Origin of the sequence: Spongorhabdus nitratireducens, from assembly GCA_947387575.1 — a bacterium.
Lineage (GTDB): Bacteria > Pseudomonadota > Gammaproteobacteria > Pseudomonadales > Endozoicomonadaceae > CANDOC01.
Map to the genome: position 1 here is coordinate 64,536 of CANDOC010000013.1, position 17,780 is coordinate 82,315.

General features: G+C 46.3%; 16 protein-coding genes and 1 tRNA gene. 7 read left to right on the forward strand and 10 right to left on the reverse strand.

Annotated elements, in window-relative coordinates; all coding sequences use genetic code 11:
• The first annotated feature begins 87 nt into the window (after positions 1 to 87).
• The 5 genes from pheS to ACYZZ0_RS20645 all read left to right on the forward strand — a co-directional run bounded on the left by pheS (position 88) and on the right by ACYZZ0_RS20645 (position 4,400).
• The gene (gene pheS / locus ACYZZ0_RS20625) at positions 88 to 1,104 is read left to right on the forward strand and encodes a phenylalanine--tRNA ligase subunit alpha (RefSeq protein WP_461538553.1); all 1,017 of its coding nucleotides are present in this window, start codon (positions 88 to 90) and stop codon (positions 1,102 to 1,104) included.
• A gap of 59 nt (positions 1,105 to 1,163) precedes the next feature.
• Positions 1,164 to 3,545 (forward strand): phenylalanine--tRNA ligase subunit beta, encoded by a 2,382-nt coding sequence (gene pheT, locus ACYZZ0_RS20630; RefSeq protein ID WP_461538554.1) that lies wholly within the window; start codon positions 1,164 to 1,166, stop codon positions 3,543 to 3,545.
• Between the two features lie 4 nt (positions 3,546 to 3,549).
• Positions 3,550 to 3,867 carry an integration host factor subunit alpha gene (locus ACYZZ0_RS20635; RefSeq protein WP_461538555.1) on the forward strand — a complete coding sequence of 106 codons (318 nt, stop codon included), beginning with the start codon at positions 3,550 to 3,552 and terminating at the stop codon, positions 3,865 to 3,867.
• On the forward strand, positions 3,833 to 4,201 hold the full coding sequence (locus ACYZZ0_RS20640; RefSeq protein ID WP_461538556.1) for a MerR family transcriptional regulator: 369 nt from the start codon (positions 3,833 to 3,835) through the stop codon (positions 4,199 to 4,201). Before ACYZZ0_RS20635 ends, ACYZZ0_RS20640 begins: the two co-directional genes overlap by 35 nt.
• 122 nt (positions 4,202 to 4,323) lie before the next feature.
• Positions 4,324 to 4,400, forward strand: a tRNA-Pro gene (locus ACYZZ0_RS20645).
• Positions 4,401 to 4,486: 86 nt separating this feature from the next.
• On the opposite strand, the gene ACYZZ0_RS20650 is transcribed toward ACYZZ0_RS20645, so the two are convergent.
• The 6 genes from ACYZZ0_RS20650 to ACYZZ0_RS20675 all read right to left on the reverse strand — a co-directional run bounded on the left by ACYZZ0_RS20650 (position 4,487) and on the right by ACYZZ0_RS20675 (position 10,251).
• The gene (locus tag ACYZZ0_RS20650; RefSeq protein ID WP_461538557.1) at positions 4,487 to 4,798 is read right to left on the reverse strand and encodes a hypothetical protein; all 312 of its coding nucleotides are present in this window, start codon (positions 4,796 to 4,798) and stop codon (positions 4,487 to 4,489) included.
• 268 nt (positions 4,799 to 5,066) lie between these two features.
• Positions 5,067 to 5,510, reverse strand: coding sequence for a hypothetical protein (locus tag ACYZZ0_RS20655; RefSeq protein ID WP_461538558.1), 444 nt, complete (start codon positions 5,508 to 5,510; stop codon positions 5,067 to 5,069).
• Between the two features lie 320 nt (positions 5,511 to 5,830).
• Positions 5,831 to 6,352, reverse strand: a complete 522-nt coding sequence (locus ACYZZ0_RS20660) for a site-specific integrase (protein ID WP_461538559.1) — start codon at positions 6,350 to 6,352, stop codon at positions 5,831 to 5,833.
• A 456-nt stretch (positions 6,353 to 6,808) separates the two neighbouring features.
• Entirely contained in the window at positions 6,809 to 7,555 is a 747-nt protein-coding gene (locus tag ACYZZ0_RS20665; protein ID WP_461538560.1) for a DUF6339 family protein, read from the reverse strand.
• A gap of 12 nt (positions 7,556 to 7,567) precedes the next feature.
• Positions 7,568 to 8,398: a hypothetical protein gene (locus tag ACYZZ0_RS20670; RefSeq protein WP_461538561.1), complete on the reverse strand. Its 831-nt coding sequence runs from the start codon at positions 8,396 to 8,398 to the stop codon at positions 7,568 to 7,570.
• Positions 8,398 to 10,251: a hypothetical protein gene (locus ACYZZ0_RS20675; protein WP_461538562.1), complete on the reverse strand. Its 1,854-nt coding sequence runs from the start codon at positions 10,249 to 10,251 to the stop codon at positions 8,398 to 8,400. Before ACYZZ0_RS20675 ends, ACYZZ0_RS20670 begins: the two co-directional genes overlap by 1 nt.
• A 1,000-nt stretch (positions 10,252 to 11,251) precedes the next feature.
• Between ACYZZ0_RS20675 and ACYZZ0_RS20680 the strand changes: the two genes are divergently transcribed.
• Both ACYZZ0_RS20680 and ACYZZ0_RS20685 read left to right on the forward strand, forming a co-directional pair.
• Positions 11,252 to 11,494: a helix-turn-helix domain-containing transcriptional regulator gene (locus tag ACYZZ0_RS20680; protein ID WP_461538563.1), complete on the forward strand. Its 243-nt coding sequence runs from the start codon at positions 11,252 to 11,254 to the stop codon at positions 11,492 to 11,494.
• A gap of 448 nt (positions 11,495 to 11,942) precedes the next feature.
• Entirely contained in the window at positions 11,943 to 12,584 is a 642-nt protein-coding gene (locus ACYZZ0_RS20685; RefSeq protein WP_461538564.1) for a hypothetical protein, read from the forward strand.
• A 560-nt stretch (positions 12,585 to 13,144) separates the two neighbouring features.
• Here the strand turns inward: ACYZZ0_RS20685 and ACYZZ0_RS20690 are convergent.
• From ACYZZ0_RS20690 to ACYZZ0_RS20705, 4 genes are all read right to left on the reverse strand, one after another.
• Entirely contained in the window at positions 13,145 to 14,143 is a 999-nt protein-coding gene (locus ACYZZ0_RS20690) for a DUF2955 domain-containing protein (protein WP_461538565.1), read from the reverse strand.
• A gap of 18 nt (positions 14,144 to 14,161) precedes the next feature.
• Positions 14,162 to 15,226, reverse strand: coding sequence for an HlyD family secretion protein (locus tag ACYZZ0_RS20695; RefSeq protein WP_461538566.1), 1,065 nt, complete (start codon positions 15,224 to 15,226; stop codon positions 14,162 to 14,164).
• A 216-nt stretch (positions 15,227 to 15,442) separates the two neighbouring features.
• Positions 15,443 to 16,855, reverse strand: coding sequence for a coniferyl aldehyde dehydrogenase (locus ACYZZ0_RS20700; RefSeq protein ID WP_461538567.1), 1,413 nt, complete (start codon positions 16,853 to 16,855; stop codon positions 15,443 to 15,445).
• Positions 16,856 to 16,886: 31 nt separating this feature from the next.
• On the reverse strand, positions 16,887 to 17,432 hold the full coding sequence (locus tag ACYZZ0_RS20705) for a TetR/AcrR family transcriptional regulator (RefSeq protein ID WP_461538568.1): 546 nt from the start codon (positions 17,430 to 17,432) through the stop codon (positions 16,887 to 16,889).
• Positions 17,433 to 17,780 lie beyond the last annotated feature (348 nt).

Sequence of the window (17,780 nt, forward strand, 5' to 3'; positions counted from 1 at the left end):
ATCGAGACCCCTGCAGCTCATGCCGTGCAGGCATGAAATCCGCTGCCGCCGGTCTTTTCACCCCGCATTTAAAATCAGAGCGAGTTCATGGAGCATCTGCAATCCCTGACGTCTGCCGCCCTGGCTGAAGTAGAAGCAGCCACGGATGCAAGTGGCCTGGACGAAGTCCGGGTTCGTTACCTGGGTAAAAAAGGCGAGCTGACAGCACAGCTTAAATCCCTGGGCAAACTGAGCGCAGAAGAGCGCCCGGCTGCCGGCCAGCGTATTAATGAAGCCAAGCAGCAGGTGCAGCAGGCAATCAATGCCCGCCGTGAAGCACTGGAATCTGCCGCGCTGGAAGCCAAGCTGGCGGCTGAATCCATTGACGTGACCCTGCCGGGTCGTGGTCAGGAGCTGGGTAGCGTGCACCCGGTGACCCGCACCATGGAACGCATCACTGAATACTTCCAGACCATCGGCTTCCAGGTGGAAGACGGTCCGGAAATCGAAGATGACTACCACAACTTCGAAGCCCTGAATATTCCGGGTCACCACCCGGCGCGTGCGATGCACGATACTTTCTACTTCGACGCCACCACTGTGCTGCGTACCCATACCTCTCCGGTACAGGTGCGGACCATGGAGCGCTTTGCGGCTGAGAGCAAGAACCCGCCGATTGCCGTTGTCTGCCCGGGCAAGGTATACCGCTGCGACTCCGACCAGACCCACAGCCCGATGTTCCATCAGGTAGAAGGTCTGTATGTGGCAGAGAAGGCCAGCTTTGCAGATCTGAAGAGCGTACTGTCTGACTTCCTGCGGGTGTTCTTCGAACGTGATGATCTGGCGGTGCGTTTCCGTCCGTCTTACTTCCCGTTCACCGAGCCGTCTGCCGAGGTGGATATTGAGTGGGGCCGTAATGAAGACGGTTCTATCAAGTGGCTGGAAGTACTGGGTTGCGGCATGGTGCACCCGAAAGTATTTGAAGCTTCCGGCATCGACCCCAACAAGTACACCGGCTATGCCTTCGGTATGGGCGTTGAACGTTTCGCCATGCTGCGCTATGGCGTGAAGGATCTGCGTCAGTTCTTTGAAAACGACCTGCGTTTCCTGGAGCAGTTCCGTTAATCGGAATTGCCCAAGGGTTATTAAAAACAACGGTTGTATAGAAAAGGATCAAAGAGCAAATGAAATTCAGTGAACAATGGCTGCGCAGCTGGGTTAACCCGGAAGCCAGCACTCAGGAACTGGTCGACAAGATCACCATGGCCGGCCTGGAAGTGGACGGCGTGGAAGCGGTTGCCGGTGAATTCTCCGGTGTTGTGGTCGGTGAAATCGTTGCCTGCGAACAGCACCCGGATGCGGACAAGCTGCGCGTAACCCAGGTTTCCACCGGTGAAGAAACGGTACAGGTTGTCTGCGGTGCACCCAATGCCCGTGTTGGCCTGAAAGCACCTTTCGCCAAAGTCGGTGCGGTACTGCCGGGTAACTTCAAAATTCGCAAGGCCAAGCTGCGCGGTGTTGAGTCCTTCGGCATGCTGTGCGGCCCGGACGAAATCGGTGTTGGTGAAGCCTGCGACGGCCTGATGGAACTGGCAGCGGATGCCCCGACCGGTCAGGACCTGCGTGAATACATGCAGCTGGAAGATCGCATTATCGATGTGGATCTGACTCCGAACCGTGGTGACTGCCTGAGCATTGCCGGTCTGGCCCGTGAAGTCAGTGCCAATTATCTGGTTGATGTAACCGTGCCTGAAGTGGCTGCGGTTGCTCCGGCGACTGATGATACCTTCCCGGTTTCTCTGGATGCCCCTGAATCCTGTGCCCGTTTTGTGGGTCGGGTTATTCGCAACGTTAATGTCAAAGCCCAGAGCCCGCTGTGGCTGGTGGAACGTCTGCGTCGTTCCGGTATTCGCAGCATTGACCCGGTTGTCGATGTTACCAACTACGTAATGCTGGAACTGGGTCAGCCGATGCACGGCTACGACCTGAACCGCCTGAAAGGTAGCATTCACGTTCGTTTCGCCAAAGAAGGTGAAACCCTGCTGATGCTGGACGGCACTGAAGCCAGGCTCAGCACCGATACCCTGATGATTGCCGACGAAGAAAAGACACTGGGTATTGCCGGTGTTATGGGCGGTGAACATTCCGGTATCAATGATGAAACCAAGGATATCTTCCTCGAAGTGGCCTGGTTCGAGCCGGTTGCCATTGCTGGCAAAGCCCGTTCCTACGGTCTGCACACCGATGCATCCCACCGCTTTGAGCGTGGTGTGGACTCCGGACTGCAGCGTAAGGCTTCCGAGCGTGCGACCCAGCTGATTCTGGATATCTGCGGCGGTGAAGCCGGTCCTCTGGTGGAAACTGCCAGTGAAGAGCATCTGCCGGCTGAACGTCAGGTTACCCTGCGTGCCAGCAAGGTCGCTTCCCTGCTGGGTATCGAAATTGATAACCAGCGCATTGAAGCCCTGCTGACCTGCCTCGGTCTGAAGCTGGAAGCCACTGCTGAAGGTGAGTGGCATGTTGAAGTACCGAGCTGGCGCTTTGATATCAGCATCGAAGAAGACCTGATTGAAGAAGTGGGTCGTATCTTCGGCTATGACAACCTGCCGACTACCGTACCGTTTGCCGAGCAGACACTGGAAACCATCGAGGAAGCCAAAGTTGGTCTGCCTGCGCTGCGTCGTGTACTGGTCAGCCGTGGTTACCGTGAAGCGGTTAACTTCAGCTTTATTGATCCGGCGCTGCACCAGCAGTTTGATCCGGCACGCGAGCCGGTGGCACTGTCCAACCCGATCTCCAGCGAACTGTCTGTTATGCGGACCACGCTGCTGCCGGGTCTGGTGAAATCTGTACAGTACAACCAGCATCGTCAGCAAAGCCGCATTCGTCTGTTTGAAAGTGGCCAGACCTTTATTCGTGAAGGTGAAGGCGAACTCAAGCAAGAGCTGTGGCTGGGCGGCGCGCTGACTGGCAACCGTCTGCCGGAAGGCTGGAACAGCGGCAGCGAAGCCGTTGACTTCTTCGACCTGAAAGGTGATGTTGAAGCGCTGCTGGCTGCGGGTGGCAATGCAGCTGACTTCAGCTTCCAGGCTGGCAAGCATCCGGCACTGCACCCGGGCCAGACTGCAGAAATTCTGCACAAGGGCGAAGTGGTTGGTGTTATCGGTGCACTGCACCCGGCACTGATCAAGAGCTTTGGTCTGAACGGCAGTGTTTTTGTATTTGAAGTGAAAGTGTCTGCTGTTGAGCAGGGACAGGTTACTGATTTCAACGAACTGTCCAAGTTCCCGGAAGTGCGCCGTGATCTGGCTGTGATCGTTGAAGAGTCTGTTGCTGCAGCCAAAGTCACCGACGTGATTCGTGAAACGGCAGGCGAAAGCTTCACCGGTGTACGACTGTTTGACGTTTATACCGGTAAAGGTGTGGAAGATGGGTACAAGAGTCTCGCTTTGGGCTTGACCTGGCAGCATCCTTCCCGCACTCTAACGGATGAAGAGGTCAATCAGCAGTTTGAAGCTGTCGTGGCGGCACTGGGCCGTGAAGCGGGAGCAAATCTGAGGGCATAAGAATATGACGGCTGTGACAAAAGCTGATCTTGCCGCAAGGCTCCACGAAGAACTCGGTTTCAACAAGCGTGAAGCCCGCGAGCTGGTAGAACAGTTTTTTGAGCAGATTCGTCAGGCGCTCGAGGATAACGAACATGTGAAGTTGTCAGGCTTTGGCAACTTCGAAACCCGTGACAAGCGGGAACGCCCGGGAAGGAACCCGAAAACCGGGGAGGTGATACCTGTCCCTCCCCGGCGCGTTGTTACGTTCAAACCCGGTCAGAAGCTCAAGGCACGAGTGGAGACCTATGCAGGAAGCGAACAAGAGCCCTCACAAGGCTGAACCCAAAGCTTTGCCGGTTATCCCCGGCAAACGCTATTTCACCATCGGAGAGGTCAGCCTGCTCTGCGATGTAAAACCGCATGTGCTCCGCTACTGGGAGCAGGAATTCCCTCAGCTCAAACCCGTCAAACGTCGTGGTAACCGCCGTTACTACCGGCGACAGGATGTTATTCTGGTGCGTCAGATTCGCAGCCTGTTGTATTTCGAAGGCTTCACCATTGAAGGTGCCAGAAACCGTCTGGCCGGCAAGGATGAAAAGGAAGACTCATCCCGTTATCACCAGGTATTGAAGCAGATGATTGGTGAGCTGGAAGAGTTGCGTTCAATCCTTTAGCTGGCATATCGTCAGGCAGGAAAAAGGGAGTTGCAAAATACCGTCAGCACGGTAATATACGCCTCGTCTTCAGCGATACCGCAACGGTTCGCAGGCTCTTAAGAGAGATGAAGGCACAGCGTCGGAGCGTAGCGCAGCCTGGTAGCGCACTACAATGGGGTTGTAGGGGTCGGAGGTTCAAATCCTCTCGCTCCGACCAGTTTTTTTCTGGTCGTCCGCGTTAGTAATCACTTCTTATTTGTTCAATCCGTGACAAAATCCGTGACAAGGTTCAGCCATTGTCGGCTATCTCGTACCGTCATTCATTAATGGCTTACGAATATAGTGGCTTTGTGCGCCTTCAGTTTTGTGCCCGGACACTGAAGGATCAGGCTTTAACTGTTTCACCAATTTTAGGTGGTCACTGGTACCCTTGGCTTTCATATCCTTATGGGGGAATCGTGTTTCCACGGTGACAATTCCTTTGCTCTTTGTCCTTTGCTGCAGGTAGTGATTTTCGGGATTGGGGCGAATGGCCATCAGTTTGTCGATCGCTTTTCTCAGCCAGGGTGTCCAGAGGGTAATGTTATCCAGTGAACCCTTGTGACGTTCGATCATAACTCTGTCCTTGCCTGCTGGAAGAAGTGCATAGAGCTAGGATCTCAAGCTGGTGAACATTGCTAAAGAGTGGAGGCAGAGTTGGAGAACGGTAAGTGATTTCTATCAAATAAATAGCAATACCTTCCAGATTGTGCCATTAGAGATTCTATATGATGTAGCTTAGGCTGCATTCTTCAGTAAGAGAGCACTACACTCTCCTTACTTGTAGAAGTTCAGACCCGACCTTACTGTTGCTTGAAAACCACTAAAAACATGCTTGCCAAGTTCACATTGGGGAACATTTTCCTATAGACATTATGGCGTCATCATTACCCCCTCTGGGATATCCTCCCGCATAAGTTGAGATGAACCGATATGTAGATTTGCTCATGGTAAACGAACTGTGGAAGTAGTTAATCATGCAGGTTAACTGGCTGAATTCATCAAAATAACAACTTTTAGCTGTTGGCCATGATGATCCGACTTCCGTAACTTTATATAAGTTTCTTCCATCTTTAGCTTTGCCTTCAGGAGCAACCAGAAATTTGCTCAGAGCACTTTCTGCGAATGACGTTTTTGTCCAAGTTTGATCTTTCTTATCAAAATAAAAGCCAACCCCTGTATCCGAAACACAGAAGTAATTCTGCACTGTGTCACTAGGTGATGAGAAAGCATTTGCAGATAATGTAAGTACTACTAGGCTAGTCAGTAAATAATGTTGTTGCTTCATGCGTCAATTTTTTTATGTTTAAAGTAATACTTCAATCGATAATTCAGTAAAAGGTCAAGCACAGCTGCCATATATATATTTCAAAAACCTTCCTGACCTTCATCGCAATATCAGATAGTCAGCTTTCATGGCTTTTCTAGAATATTGTGTGGCAAATTGATAATAGGCGACGATTTTTTAAGGTGCAGGATATTCTATAGTGATAGGGTTTTGGGAACAGAAATTCAAATCCTCTCGCTCCGACCAGCTTCTTTCTGGTCGTCCGCATAAGTAAACACTTCTTTGCTATTCAATCCGTGACAAGGTTCATTCATTGTCAGCTATCTCGTACCGTCATTCATTAATGGCTTACGAATATAGTGGCTTTGTGCGCTTTCAGTTTTGTGCCCGGACACTGAAGGGTCAGGCTTTAATTGTTTCATCAGTTTCAGGTGATCACTGGTACCCTTGGCTTTCATATCCTTATGGGTGAATCGTGTTTCCTCAGTGATAATCCCTTTGCTCTTTGCCTTTTGCATCAGGTCTGACCAGACGCGTTTGATACCATCCTTGTCTTTATAGGGCGTGCCTTTAGTGCTTTGCAGCAGGTAGGGGTTTTCGGGATTGGGGCGAATTGCCATCAATTTGTTGATCGCTTTTCTCAGCCTGGGTGTCCAGCGGGTAATTTCATCCAGTGAACCCTTTTGACGTTCGATCAGCACTCCGTCTTCCAGAATATGCTTATCAATCCGCAGGCTGAGGATTTCACCCAGTCGTGCCCGGCAGATATAACCAATTTCCATCAGGGCGTAGGCCCGGGGTGGGGCAATCGCCAGTACCGCATTGTACAGCTCATCAGTCACATAGCGTTTGCACTTGTCACATGGCTCAGCAGTCAGGGGCAGGGCGGCATTGTCCGGAACATTATGGAAGTATTGAATCGCATGTTTCCAGGCGACCCGGAAGATCGTGAGCTGCAGATTGCGGGTATTCTTGCTTTCGATCCGGTCCGGGTTGCATATGTAATCCTTTTCCTGAAATCTTGTTATTCTTTTCGATTAAGCATTTAGGTCTCAGCTAACACTTCAAAAAATATGCAAAAGTGTCAGCTAAGGTTGAAGTGTTCACAAATAATTCGTGTATCAGACACTCAGGCATACAGACAAATTGGTCATTCTGTCTTACTCCCGGTTTTCAGAGCAGTCGTAAACCTATGAAAGCCCTGTATTCTTGATGCACTGAAAGATCAAAAAATACAGACGTAGGCTGATATCTCACCACCCTGAAAATTTAAGGTTATAAGTGATACAAAGATCATCTTATCTTGAAGCTGCAGTTTTGACTAAAGCGCTCACTGCTGGATACTTGAGTATTCCTACACCACTAAAGCCATCAGTCAGCGTCAGGTATTGCATGATTTTTCGGATGTGGTTATCTGTAGCTTTATTGCCCAGTGATGCGGCATGATCCAGAACCGCTTTTATCACGACAGGGAATGCTCCTACCTCTCGGTCGAAAATAGCATTCAGCCGGTCTTCATTTTTGAATAATTCTTTTGTATAGGCGTATGCGTCGTGTTTTGCTATACCTTCACTTTCTGCTGGGGCGAACGTCAGATGTGTCCCCCACCAAAGGCGTGCAATTCCATGTCGAATGAGCGATCCTCTGGTAACTGAGCCAGTATGAAGCAGCCAGCGACTCCGGACGCGACCCTTCCAGTTATTCTCGGGAAGAAGAGGCCAGCGCATTTCCATGTACTGCCTGTATGTAGCAAAAGCCAGATATGTCCAGAGCCTTGCGTCGGCGGCATTTGCCCGATCCTTTTCCCCAATATATTCATGTACGCGAGGTGCGTTGTCGACATCTATAGCCCCCCGCGTACTGTTGCAACTCAAAACATCTGGTATCCCCAAGCTTACCGGAAGAGGAAGCAGATTTTCGGGGTCGCTAAGTATAGCGTCTGCCTTACCCAGAAACTCTTCTGGAGATGAAGCTGAATTCAGAGTAGCGAAAAGATCCAACAGAGCAGACTCAGTCAAGGCCTTGGCCTCAGTCCATTTTTTCACTGGTTTTCCTCCTCAAGAGACTGGCTTTTCAAGCATGAATCTATCAATCGGGTTTTCGAGAATTTTTTGTGCGAGCTCAATCTCGTCTTGATCCCAGCCCCCTCTGGTTTCAACCTGCTTGTTTAGCGCTACATACCAAGCGTAGTCGTCCAGCAGTTCACTTCGGTTAGACTTTATGAAGCTCAATGTCTGTATGAGAGCAGGCAGTACAACCAGTGAGATTTGTAAGTCCGGCTGATTAGAAAATAAGCTGAACTGTCCGATAATTTTTTCCGGAATCCGGACTTTTACGGTTTCGTTACCGTGTAAATCGACCTTAATGCCCTTATGGTGTCTGCTGCTAACAAATTCAAAACAGCTTCCAACTGGAGGATTCAAGGGGTCGTACAATTTTTCAGCCATGAAGCTGATACGGCCTCCGTAAGCCAGGACATCGCCCGGTTTGAGATCGAACCTTGCTCCCTCATAATCCGGATGCTGGTTGGCCCAGTAATGACCCTTTACTTCTTTTGCAACGATAACCCGTATGTCGACATGAAACTTGCCTTTGAGATCTTGCTGATCCAACGAAGTACTGAACTTAAAGCCTGTCGGTGTTCGCTGTTTTAGTCTTGGTTCTATCTCGCCAGTTGAGATGGCAGAGGAGCAACGCCAATTTAGGCTATGAATAGCATAACCACTTTCTATCAATTGAATGAGATCGGCATCCTCAGTACGAATCTCATAAGTGATTTCGATATCTTCCTGAGTCAGAGCAGCGCAAGGATTGATTACCTCAAAGCTGGAAGAAACATCGTCAGAATTATCAATAACAGGGTGAGGATATGAGCCACGATTTGCCATTATGCCACCCCCAGACGATAACGCTCGCCGGCAGGCATATATATATCAATGCGTGTTCTCTGACCGCCCTTTAATGTCAGATTTTTCAAAATATTCCCTGAGAACTCAATATCAACAAGCTGTTCTGAGCAATGCAGGACTGCGCGGGAAATAGAAAGACTGAAGCTTTTCTCAGGTTTCCCTTCTGGTCCCAGAGCCACCAGTTTAAGATCGCCTGTTTTTGTTTTATCAGCCGTAATAGCCAGAGCTGTGATTGAAGAATCGTTACATTGATTTGAACTACTCCAGCTTCTGAAGGATATATCTTGTTTCTGGATGAGTGACGATTCTTTATCTTCGGTCACTTCGCCTTTTTCCTTCGGTTTCTTTTCGTCACCGAATTTTTCATATACGCCAGCGATTGGTGGGCGAATGATAGTCGTAGTAACTGTTGGTTTCTGCTGGATGGGCATGCCGGAAACTGTGCTTGATTCCGTTTCAGGGCCTGTTTCATCGTGCTTTGGTACATCGCCAGAAGGCTTGCCACCTGTGCCGGCAGTCACACTTGTCATAGGAAGAAATCGAGGAAGTCCCTTTATCTCTACTTTTTCACCTACTTCTGCTGTAACTTTTTTTGTGAGTGCGTCTCTGACGAAACGCTTCAGATCTTTGATTACTTTTTTTCCGTCCGCTGGTCCATCCTCTACATCCCATTTATCATGCGCTGGGGGCTCCAATTGCCGCAGGTACTTGTTCCCTTCTGGACTATCACAAATGAGAATAGCCGCGTACTTCGCTGTGATCACATTATGCTTGAAAGTGTCGATTTTCATCAGCGGTGCGCGCATTGTTATGGTGTGCAGTTTTGCATCAAGACTGTCATCCATGTTGATGTACAATCTGACCATTCCAACGTTCTTAATAATTTTCTCTACCGGATCAGGATCCTGAAGAGCTTGATAGAAAGCGTGCGCTTTTTGACTTTTCCTTGTATACCCAGGCAGAGTATCAGCATCTAGAACCCAATGTTTTTTTCCATATGCGATGCCTTCAACAACAAGGTGGCCTTTTGCAATTTTTACCATGAAATTGTCTATTATATGGTCACGCAGATCTTTAAGCTCCGGGTCTTCTTGTGCCCATCGATAGCCAAGGATGAACATATCCGTACCTGGTTCAGTCCTCTCAGAAAAGGGCCCTATTTTTGGAGCTGGCCTTAGATACTCAGTGTTTTTATTATTGAGTTTTTTGAAAGAACCGCCTGCCTGAAATTTAGCACCATTTAGGGTGTGAGAAGCATATCTTGCATACCCAGTAAATACTGACTCATGAGTATCCTCGGGAATTGATGAATAAAGCACAGTACACACATCTGAAGCCGAAATGCCAACTATCGACCCAACTCCTCCTGCGCCTCCGCTTCCGCGTCCATCATCAAGTGAAATGCCCGTCCCGCCAAGCGTAGCACGAGTAATTTGTGAGTAGTCCTCGTTCTCATTACCCTGCAACCCCGTTGTGTGATAATCAGAATATCTGAGTACTGGTAATGTTTGTTTCTTCAAGAAGTTAGAGGCCGTAACCATCTTTTTATGCCCCATTAATTCCGTGGTTTGTTTTACTACTGCCTCTACATGCTCGCTTAGCCCACCCACATCTGGAATGTCCTTGGTACTCATTGCTTCGAGTTCAAACACAACCCGAATCGGACCATCTGCATGCTTGCCAGGATTGTCCGTACTGTTCTGAAGGGCCTCACGTACTAATGCTGCTATCGGATTCAGATTTGTAAAAAGCTTTTGTGTTGGATCATTAGGCCCTTCAGGATTGCTGCCCCTACGGTCTGGAAACACAAATCCGTATTCTATCGTTGTCATTAAAAATTCACCTTCCTGGTTGATTTCGATCCAGTGTCGAAAAGGGCTCGAACTTTATCGAGTTCTTGAAAAATCGGTTTAAAAAGCCGCTCAACCTCTTCCTCTGAATAGGAGTAGTTCTTTTGACTGGCCAGATTGCCAAGCAGGGATATTTCTCGAATCAAACGGTTACCTCTCGATTCCGCGAGTCTTCGGAAGCGTTCATTTTTCGTTTCTGTGCTCATATTTCTCCCATCGAGAGGCATATGCTAGACATAAAGCAAGGCCAAATGGTCTTGTTTTATAGACATCAACTTGATTGTTTGTGAGACTGACTTTAATAAAATTATTATCTGCGTCAGCTAAATGCTGTGCTGGAAAACCTACATGAAAATTTTATATTTCAAAACTCTTGAAATATAAGTTTAAAAAATCATCTTCATACTGACTATTCATTTCTGGTTGTTCGCTACATCTTGTTCTAACTGGTTGAGGTAGTTTAAGTGTTATATCCATATTGTTAACCGATTATGTAAAGATTGTGTATGCGTGTAATGGGTTGGAAAAACAGAATACCTGTTTCGACTGTCCGGCTAGAATATATGCCTTTTCGTGAGAAGTAAAATGTTGTTAGAGGCGAGATGTGGGTTTGTCAACAAAAAAGTTTAATTTCTTTAGAAGGGATATATAGTTTCGTCAACAGAGAGTTGATTTTTTTAGAAGTGAAAAACGATTTCGTCAACAATATGATCCAAGATGTTATGAAGTTAAATGGATTTATTAAAGCTCAATCTGTTTATCAAATAAGCAATATTTGATGTTTTTAAATTCTTATTAAGTATGGAAAACTGAATGATTTTATAATTAATAAGATAATGATCTTTTCTCTGAATTGACAAACCCTGAAAATAATATTTTTTTCTGAACTAAAATAATTTAGGATGTTTTAAGGGATCCTAACCCGCAACTATTCGGATAGGAAAAACTGCTGTTGGTGTGCTAAAAAACTGGAGAAAAGATAGTGGATAAGAGGTTAAGTGATTTTGATCCGGCTGAATTTCTTGATAGTCAGGAAAAAATCGAAAATTATCTAAAAGAAGCTCTGGAAACAGGTGACGCTGATTTTATTGCAGATTCGCTGAGTGTCATTGCAAGAGCTAAATTAATCAATGCATTAAAGGAAGGTGAAAAAAGCGGGGTATGTGAAAAATCTCCAGAGGAAATGATAAAGAAAATATTAGAAGATAAAAATGACAGTAGTTAATCATTATGTATTCAAACTGATGAATAAGGAGTCTAGGAGCCTCCCTAGGTTCCTGGATTGGATTTTCTGCCATCAATTTCTTGTCGTTATATTGTATACCAATGGTTTTCAATCAAATAGTCATTCTGGTCAATGCATTAAATTTGATAATAAGTTACTCCGCTGGCTAAGGTTTTGTATTCAGAATCAACTACTCAATGCCGAGCACTCTTGCCCTTCAGCAAGTTCATTTTCCAGGGAGATACAAAAAATAACAAATCTTTTGCCTTACCCATGATAATAAAAAAATCCAAATTTTATTGGGTTTTTTTAATTGTTTAGCATGCAGTAGTGGTTTGTGTTGACAAAGGGGCGTTGCATCTGACACGGATCGTACTGTAAAAACAAGGCTAACTTTGGTCATGAAGAGGTGGATATGGAGCTGTTTAGTTACAGGGATGACCCTGTTATGGAGCAGATGCAAGAGGAGGGCTATGACATTTGTAGCTGGTGTCGGTGGCTGAATATGGTGATTGAGGGAATAACACAAGGGTATTTTTTGCACTGCCAAAGTTTTACCCGTTATCTGCTTGTTATGTTGTATATAACTTGGGGTGAGTGTCTTGGGAAAACACCGAGGGAGGGCATCAAACCACTGTTCGGTTCACATAATTTGCCAGAAATGGAGGTGCCGCTATGGAAAATGGTTGAAGATACTACAGCTCGTATGTGTTGGTTGAATGTAATGTTTTGGCGACCGCTACGGAAGGATATTGACCAATGGCTGGAACCCCGGAGTGTCAATATGCCCGAGTTTTTTTACATTGAGCCCGCAGCCAGAGCTTTAAAGTTAATCGCCAGGGAACTCTGGTGGATTACTTGTGATTACCAACAGGTTAAGGACGGTACAGAATTTATCGGAGTTCACCGTTACAATCAGGTTCCCCAGACAGAATTTCTCGATATAGAAAGAGAAATACTTATTGATGATTTTGTCAGCAACGTCCAGCGGATCAGGGAATTCCCCTCGGCCTTCAATCGGATAGTTATCACGTCTGGTAGTCCCGAGCAAGTAATAGCCGAAGCACGCAAAGTGATTCGGGTACGGTAAAAATGTTTCTTGTAAACTGAAGGTGAAAAAATGAGTAGAGTAGTCCATTCTCAGGAAACAGAATTAATAAAAATACAGTCAATAGAGCCGTTTAAGATCCAGAGATTTGGCCGAGTACAATATTATCTGTTTTCGACCCTTCTCTAGAGCATAAAAAGAGATGTTGCACTAGATTTTATTAGATTCTATCGTTTGCTATTTAGTCTGATGAACGGAAGTTCTGAAAATATGAGTCATTGGATAAAAGCTTATAACTTTGGAATAATGGGAATTCAAAATCAACAAGTTGACACTTATACAGGGATGAATAAAGTGCTTCGCTATCTTCAATCAGTCAGTTCTGCAAGTTTTTCTTATTGATTAAATGATGTCATGAACTTGATCTTATAGATTTGGTTAAGTTTTTAGAGTTCTTTTTTATACTGTTAGCAGTATTAAAGATAACTTTGAAAGAAATCGGATTTTCTTCAATAAAAATTATTTCGCTGGTTTTTTTCTGATCAGTCACTACCAGTTTGTATAAAGCACCATTCTTTTGCCTGAAATGGTGCTTCCGATATTCAGTAATTGGCAACTACCGAGGTGCGCGTACTTAAAGGGTCACAAACCCTGTGATGAACAACCCACATCGCCATAGTTGTCATCACCACCACAAAAAAAATAGAACTGAATCTGTAAAGAATGGCGAAGAACGCATCCTGCTGTTCAGGAATAAGCGAGGTTGTCAGTGGCACCGACAGTGCAGATATCGCTGAAAAGGCTATCCCGGATTGAAGAGCCCCCCTTGAAAATAATCGGCTGAAGAGTCCGAGGGGGATGATAAAAGCCAGCCAGAACAACCAGCCATAGGCATACCACTCTCCTAATAAGAGCTGAATCATCAGTCCGGCCAGACATCCCAGCGCTGTTCCAAGTATTCTGATTTTGCCCATGCCTTTTGACCCCTCAAGGTTCATGGGCGCGAGTATGATTACGATCGACACCAGTGCCGCAAGAGAGTCGGATAGCTCCATTATCTGAAAAACGACAAAACTCAGCATGGCGATAATCCAGCCCATGGCAGCATGGGATATTTTATCGGTATTGCTTTTTGGTAGAGGAGGGGATGCCGCTGCATCATCGGCTGTATTTGGAAAAATCCAGTAAGACAGTGTGCTGATAATGACACTGGAAACGGCAATAACCCATGTATTGATATTAAAGTCTTCGATATCTGTCGCATCGTAACTGGCCAGCATAAGGACAATTGATGAGACCAGTATTCCCACAAAACCAAAGATGTAGGTTTGAGGAAACATCATTGCTATACAGAAAACGGACATCATGATGCCGACAGCCAGAAGCATCAGCACCGGCTTGAACTGAAATAAATCTACAATGTAGGTTGCCGTGAGTGTCGAGAAAAACACGGCAAACAGAATAAGGAGCAGGCCTTTGAAGTTAAAATCGTTCATGGCATTCAGCATGAACATCGGCATGATCACGGCAAGAAAGCCATAAGACCATCCAAACAGCATTGAAAGTCCCAGACCGGTGGAGCAGCTGATCCATATACGCATTGATTTCACAGTTGCCACCTAATACAGAAAGTGAAGCCAGCTCATAAAATGGATCTGCAAGTTAGCCATAAACGACCATACTCTGTTTGTCTCTGAGTAAATCGTAACCGTGGCTCTTGAGCCGACAAAAAGCTGGTTGGGTATGCCGCTGGCGCTTTTGAAATGAACCGGAACACGTTGTGCGTCTCTTACCCAGCGATTACTGACGGCTACTTTTGCCAGCGTTCCGTTGGCTGTTTTTTGTGCTGTAAACACCCCAAAGTCGCGGCTTTTAAGGGTGAAGTCGAAGATCTCACCGGGTAATGCGTCGAATGTGACAAGTGCTGTCACATCACGCCCCAAGCTGGCGAGTGACTTCTCTCGAAAATCTGCTGTTACCCATAGATCTTTGGTAGGGATAAGGGCCAGGATAGGCTGGCCTGATCTGGCAGTAGTTCCCTTCTGCACTTGCAGGTTGGTGATAACGCCATCACTGGGTGCCAGAATTCTGGTGTTGGATAAATCCAGTGCAGCCTGATCAACCCGGCTTTCAGCAAGCTTTACACCGGTACTTTCACCCGGGGCATTACCAAGCTGAGCTTCAATGGTTTTCAGGTTCTGTTCTTCTGCCTTCAGGGTAAATCGGGCTTTTTGATAATTTAACAGCGCATTGTCATAGCTTGATTCTGAAGCCAGCCGCTTTGAAAGCAGTTTTTTCTGGCGTGAGAGCTCTTTCTCTGCATTGTTGAAGCTGGCTTTGGCACGGGCAATGTCAGCTTTTGCCGCCTCTCTTTGAGAATAAAGCGTATGCTCCCTTTCAATCGCTGACTGGAGGGCAAGTTCTGCTTCCTGTAGTGCGATCTCAAATTTACGAGGGTCGATAGATATCAGGAGGTCATTCTTCCTGACCCGCTGGTTGTTTTTAATATGAACCCTCTCCACATTACCGGAAACCTCGGGAGACATTTGCACGGTATAGCTTTCGACACGTCCTTCAGAGGTGATCGGTGCGTGGCGGTCAGCAATAACCAGATAACAAAGCAGGGTTAAAAATATCAGCACCAGTGATTTCATCCACCGGTTAAAAATTCTTTCTGCGGCCATAAATACACTTAAATCAATAGGGGATTCTGTTCAGTTAGCTGTCATACAGGCCATGCTGTATGAGGTTGGATTTTTCTGACATATGAACGCTATGACGGGTATATCAAAACGATGCCTGAGCCTGTTCCGGAAAACAAAAGCAGAGAGCTCAATTGCTCTCTGCCATAAATAAAAAAACGTGCTTTTATGTTTAAGTCGAATGACTCAGTCTGATTTCTACTTCAATAAAAATTTACGCAGCGTTTTATAAACAAAGTCCCTGTTTTTCAGAATAAACCTGTTTTTTGGCAGCCATGAGCTGGAATACAAAACAGTTTTAGCCTTGGAGAAGGTCAGAAAGCCTTCATGCCCATGATAATGCCCCATGCCGGAGTTACCGATACCACCAAAAGGTGCATCGTCAGCCGCCACATGCATTGCCGTATCATTGATGGCAACACCGCCGCTATGGGTCGTCTTCAGCAGCTTCTCAATCAGCGCAGTATTAGCCGACATGATGTAGAGAGACAGCGGGCGAGGGCGCGCATTGATATAGGAAATAACCTCATCAATATGTTTATAAGTCATTACCGGCAGGACAGAGCCAAATATTTCTTCCTTTAATATCGACATATCCTGAGTCACACCTGTCACCAGATGCGGATACAGCCGTCTGCCCTGATCTGTTTCAATCTCTTTTACCGGATGAATGGATGCACCTTTCGCCAGGGCGTCTTCAAGGAATCCCATCAGGCGCTGATACTGCCGGTCGGTGACAATATGCGTTTGGGTATTCTCGTTGTCGCTGTTGAGATGGTACTCGGTGTATCGCTTGATAAAGGTATCAACGAATTCTGACTCCCTGGCTTCAGGCACAAAGATATAGTCAGGGGAAACACAGATCTGCCCGGAGTTGACAGACTTGCCGAGGATCACCGCATCCACGGCGATATCCATATTGGCATCTTCAGCAATAATCGTTGGAGACTTGCCGCCCATTTCCAGGGTAATCGGTGTCAGGTTGTCAGCGGCAGATCTGGCAACCAGTTTACCGACCGTTGTCGATCCGGTGAAAATAAGGTGGTCAAAGGGCAGGGATGAAAATGCGGCGCCGACTTCGGCTTCCCCTTCAACGATCAGAACATGCTCGGATACGGGTTCCAGTACTGTGCGAAGGGCGAGGTTGGCATGCGGAGTAAACTCACTCATCTTGATCATGACCCTGTTACCCGCGGCCAGTGCTTGTATTGCAGGTCCAAGGGATAAAAAGACGGGAAAATTCCAGGGGGTTATGACACCTACGACACCAAGGGGCTGGTAATGAACCTTGACTGACGAGGGGGCAAGCATCAGACCGGAATGGCGTTTGGAAGGTTTCATCCATTTTTTCAGGTTCTTCAGCGCATAATTGATGCCTGCAACACTGGGTAAAACATCTGCAATTAAACTGTCGAACTCACTGCGATAGCCATAGTCTTTTTTTAATGCATCATAAATCGCTCTTTCATTTTTGATGATAGAGGCTTTCAGTTTGTTCAGAACTCTTTTCCGTTCATGGTAATTCGGGAACGGATTTTCATTGTATTCAGATTTCATTAAATCGAAATCGTTTTTCAGGTTCTGCAGTGATGCATTTGCCATGCTGGTCATGATCATTATCTCTTGGCGTACTTTACAGGTTTTACTTTTTTATACTTTCGATAATCAGGTTCATATCCTTGAGAAACTGCTCTCTCGACGTTTCCTCCAACAGCAAACCTTTTCCTGCTGCGATTAATAGAAACGCAACTCCATGAGCATTGTTTTTTGAAGTGAGGTCGTGACAGATCAGAAAGTCTGTCAGTCTGGAACGAAAACGTAACGGCCAGTCTTCCGGTGATGCATGAGTGGCTTTCAAAACATCGTCAACAGTTTTGGGTCCGTGTGGGTTACTGCTGATTTCGATTGCATCGCCAATCAACGTATCAAAGACATTCATCAGCGTCAGTGATGGATCGGCTTCATTATTCTCGAGATGGGTAAATATCCTTAAATACATATCTTCAAGATAGGTATGGATAGCCCATTCATAGCACTTTTTCTTGGTGCCGAATTTCTTATAGACAGACTGTCTGGAAACCCCTGCAGCCGCTGCTATATCCTCCATTGAGGTTTTTTGAAATCCATATAAAGAAAAGATCCCAAGTACATTTCTGGCTAATGTGAACATCTCGCTTTTTTTCAACATATGAACTTCTCGCAGTGAAGGTGACTTTTCTGTTTCCTGACTAATACAGAGATTGCTCTATTGGGAATAATGTACAAATTGCCCGGAAAGAGTGTAGTGACACATAGGGAGTCACTGTAATGCTTTAAGTTTACATAATTTCGATTTATGTAAACTTTCGAGGGTAAAGATATACTCGAAACAAAATATGGTCAAATAAAAAGTTTACAAAAACTCATTATATGTAAACTTGAACTAAAGACTCCGTACTAAAAGCACGAATGCTCTAAGCATGGAACTCTGCCTGGAAGGCCTAGAGTGTTTGGGAAGCGAAAGGATAGAGGCGACTGGATGGGCTATGACGGCGGT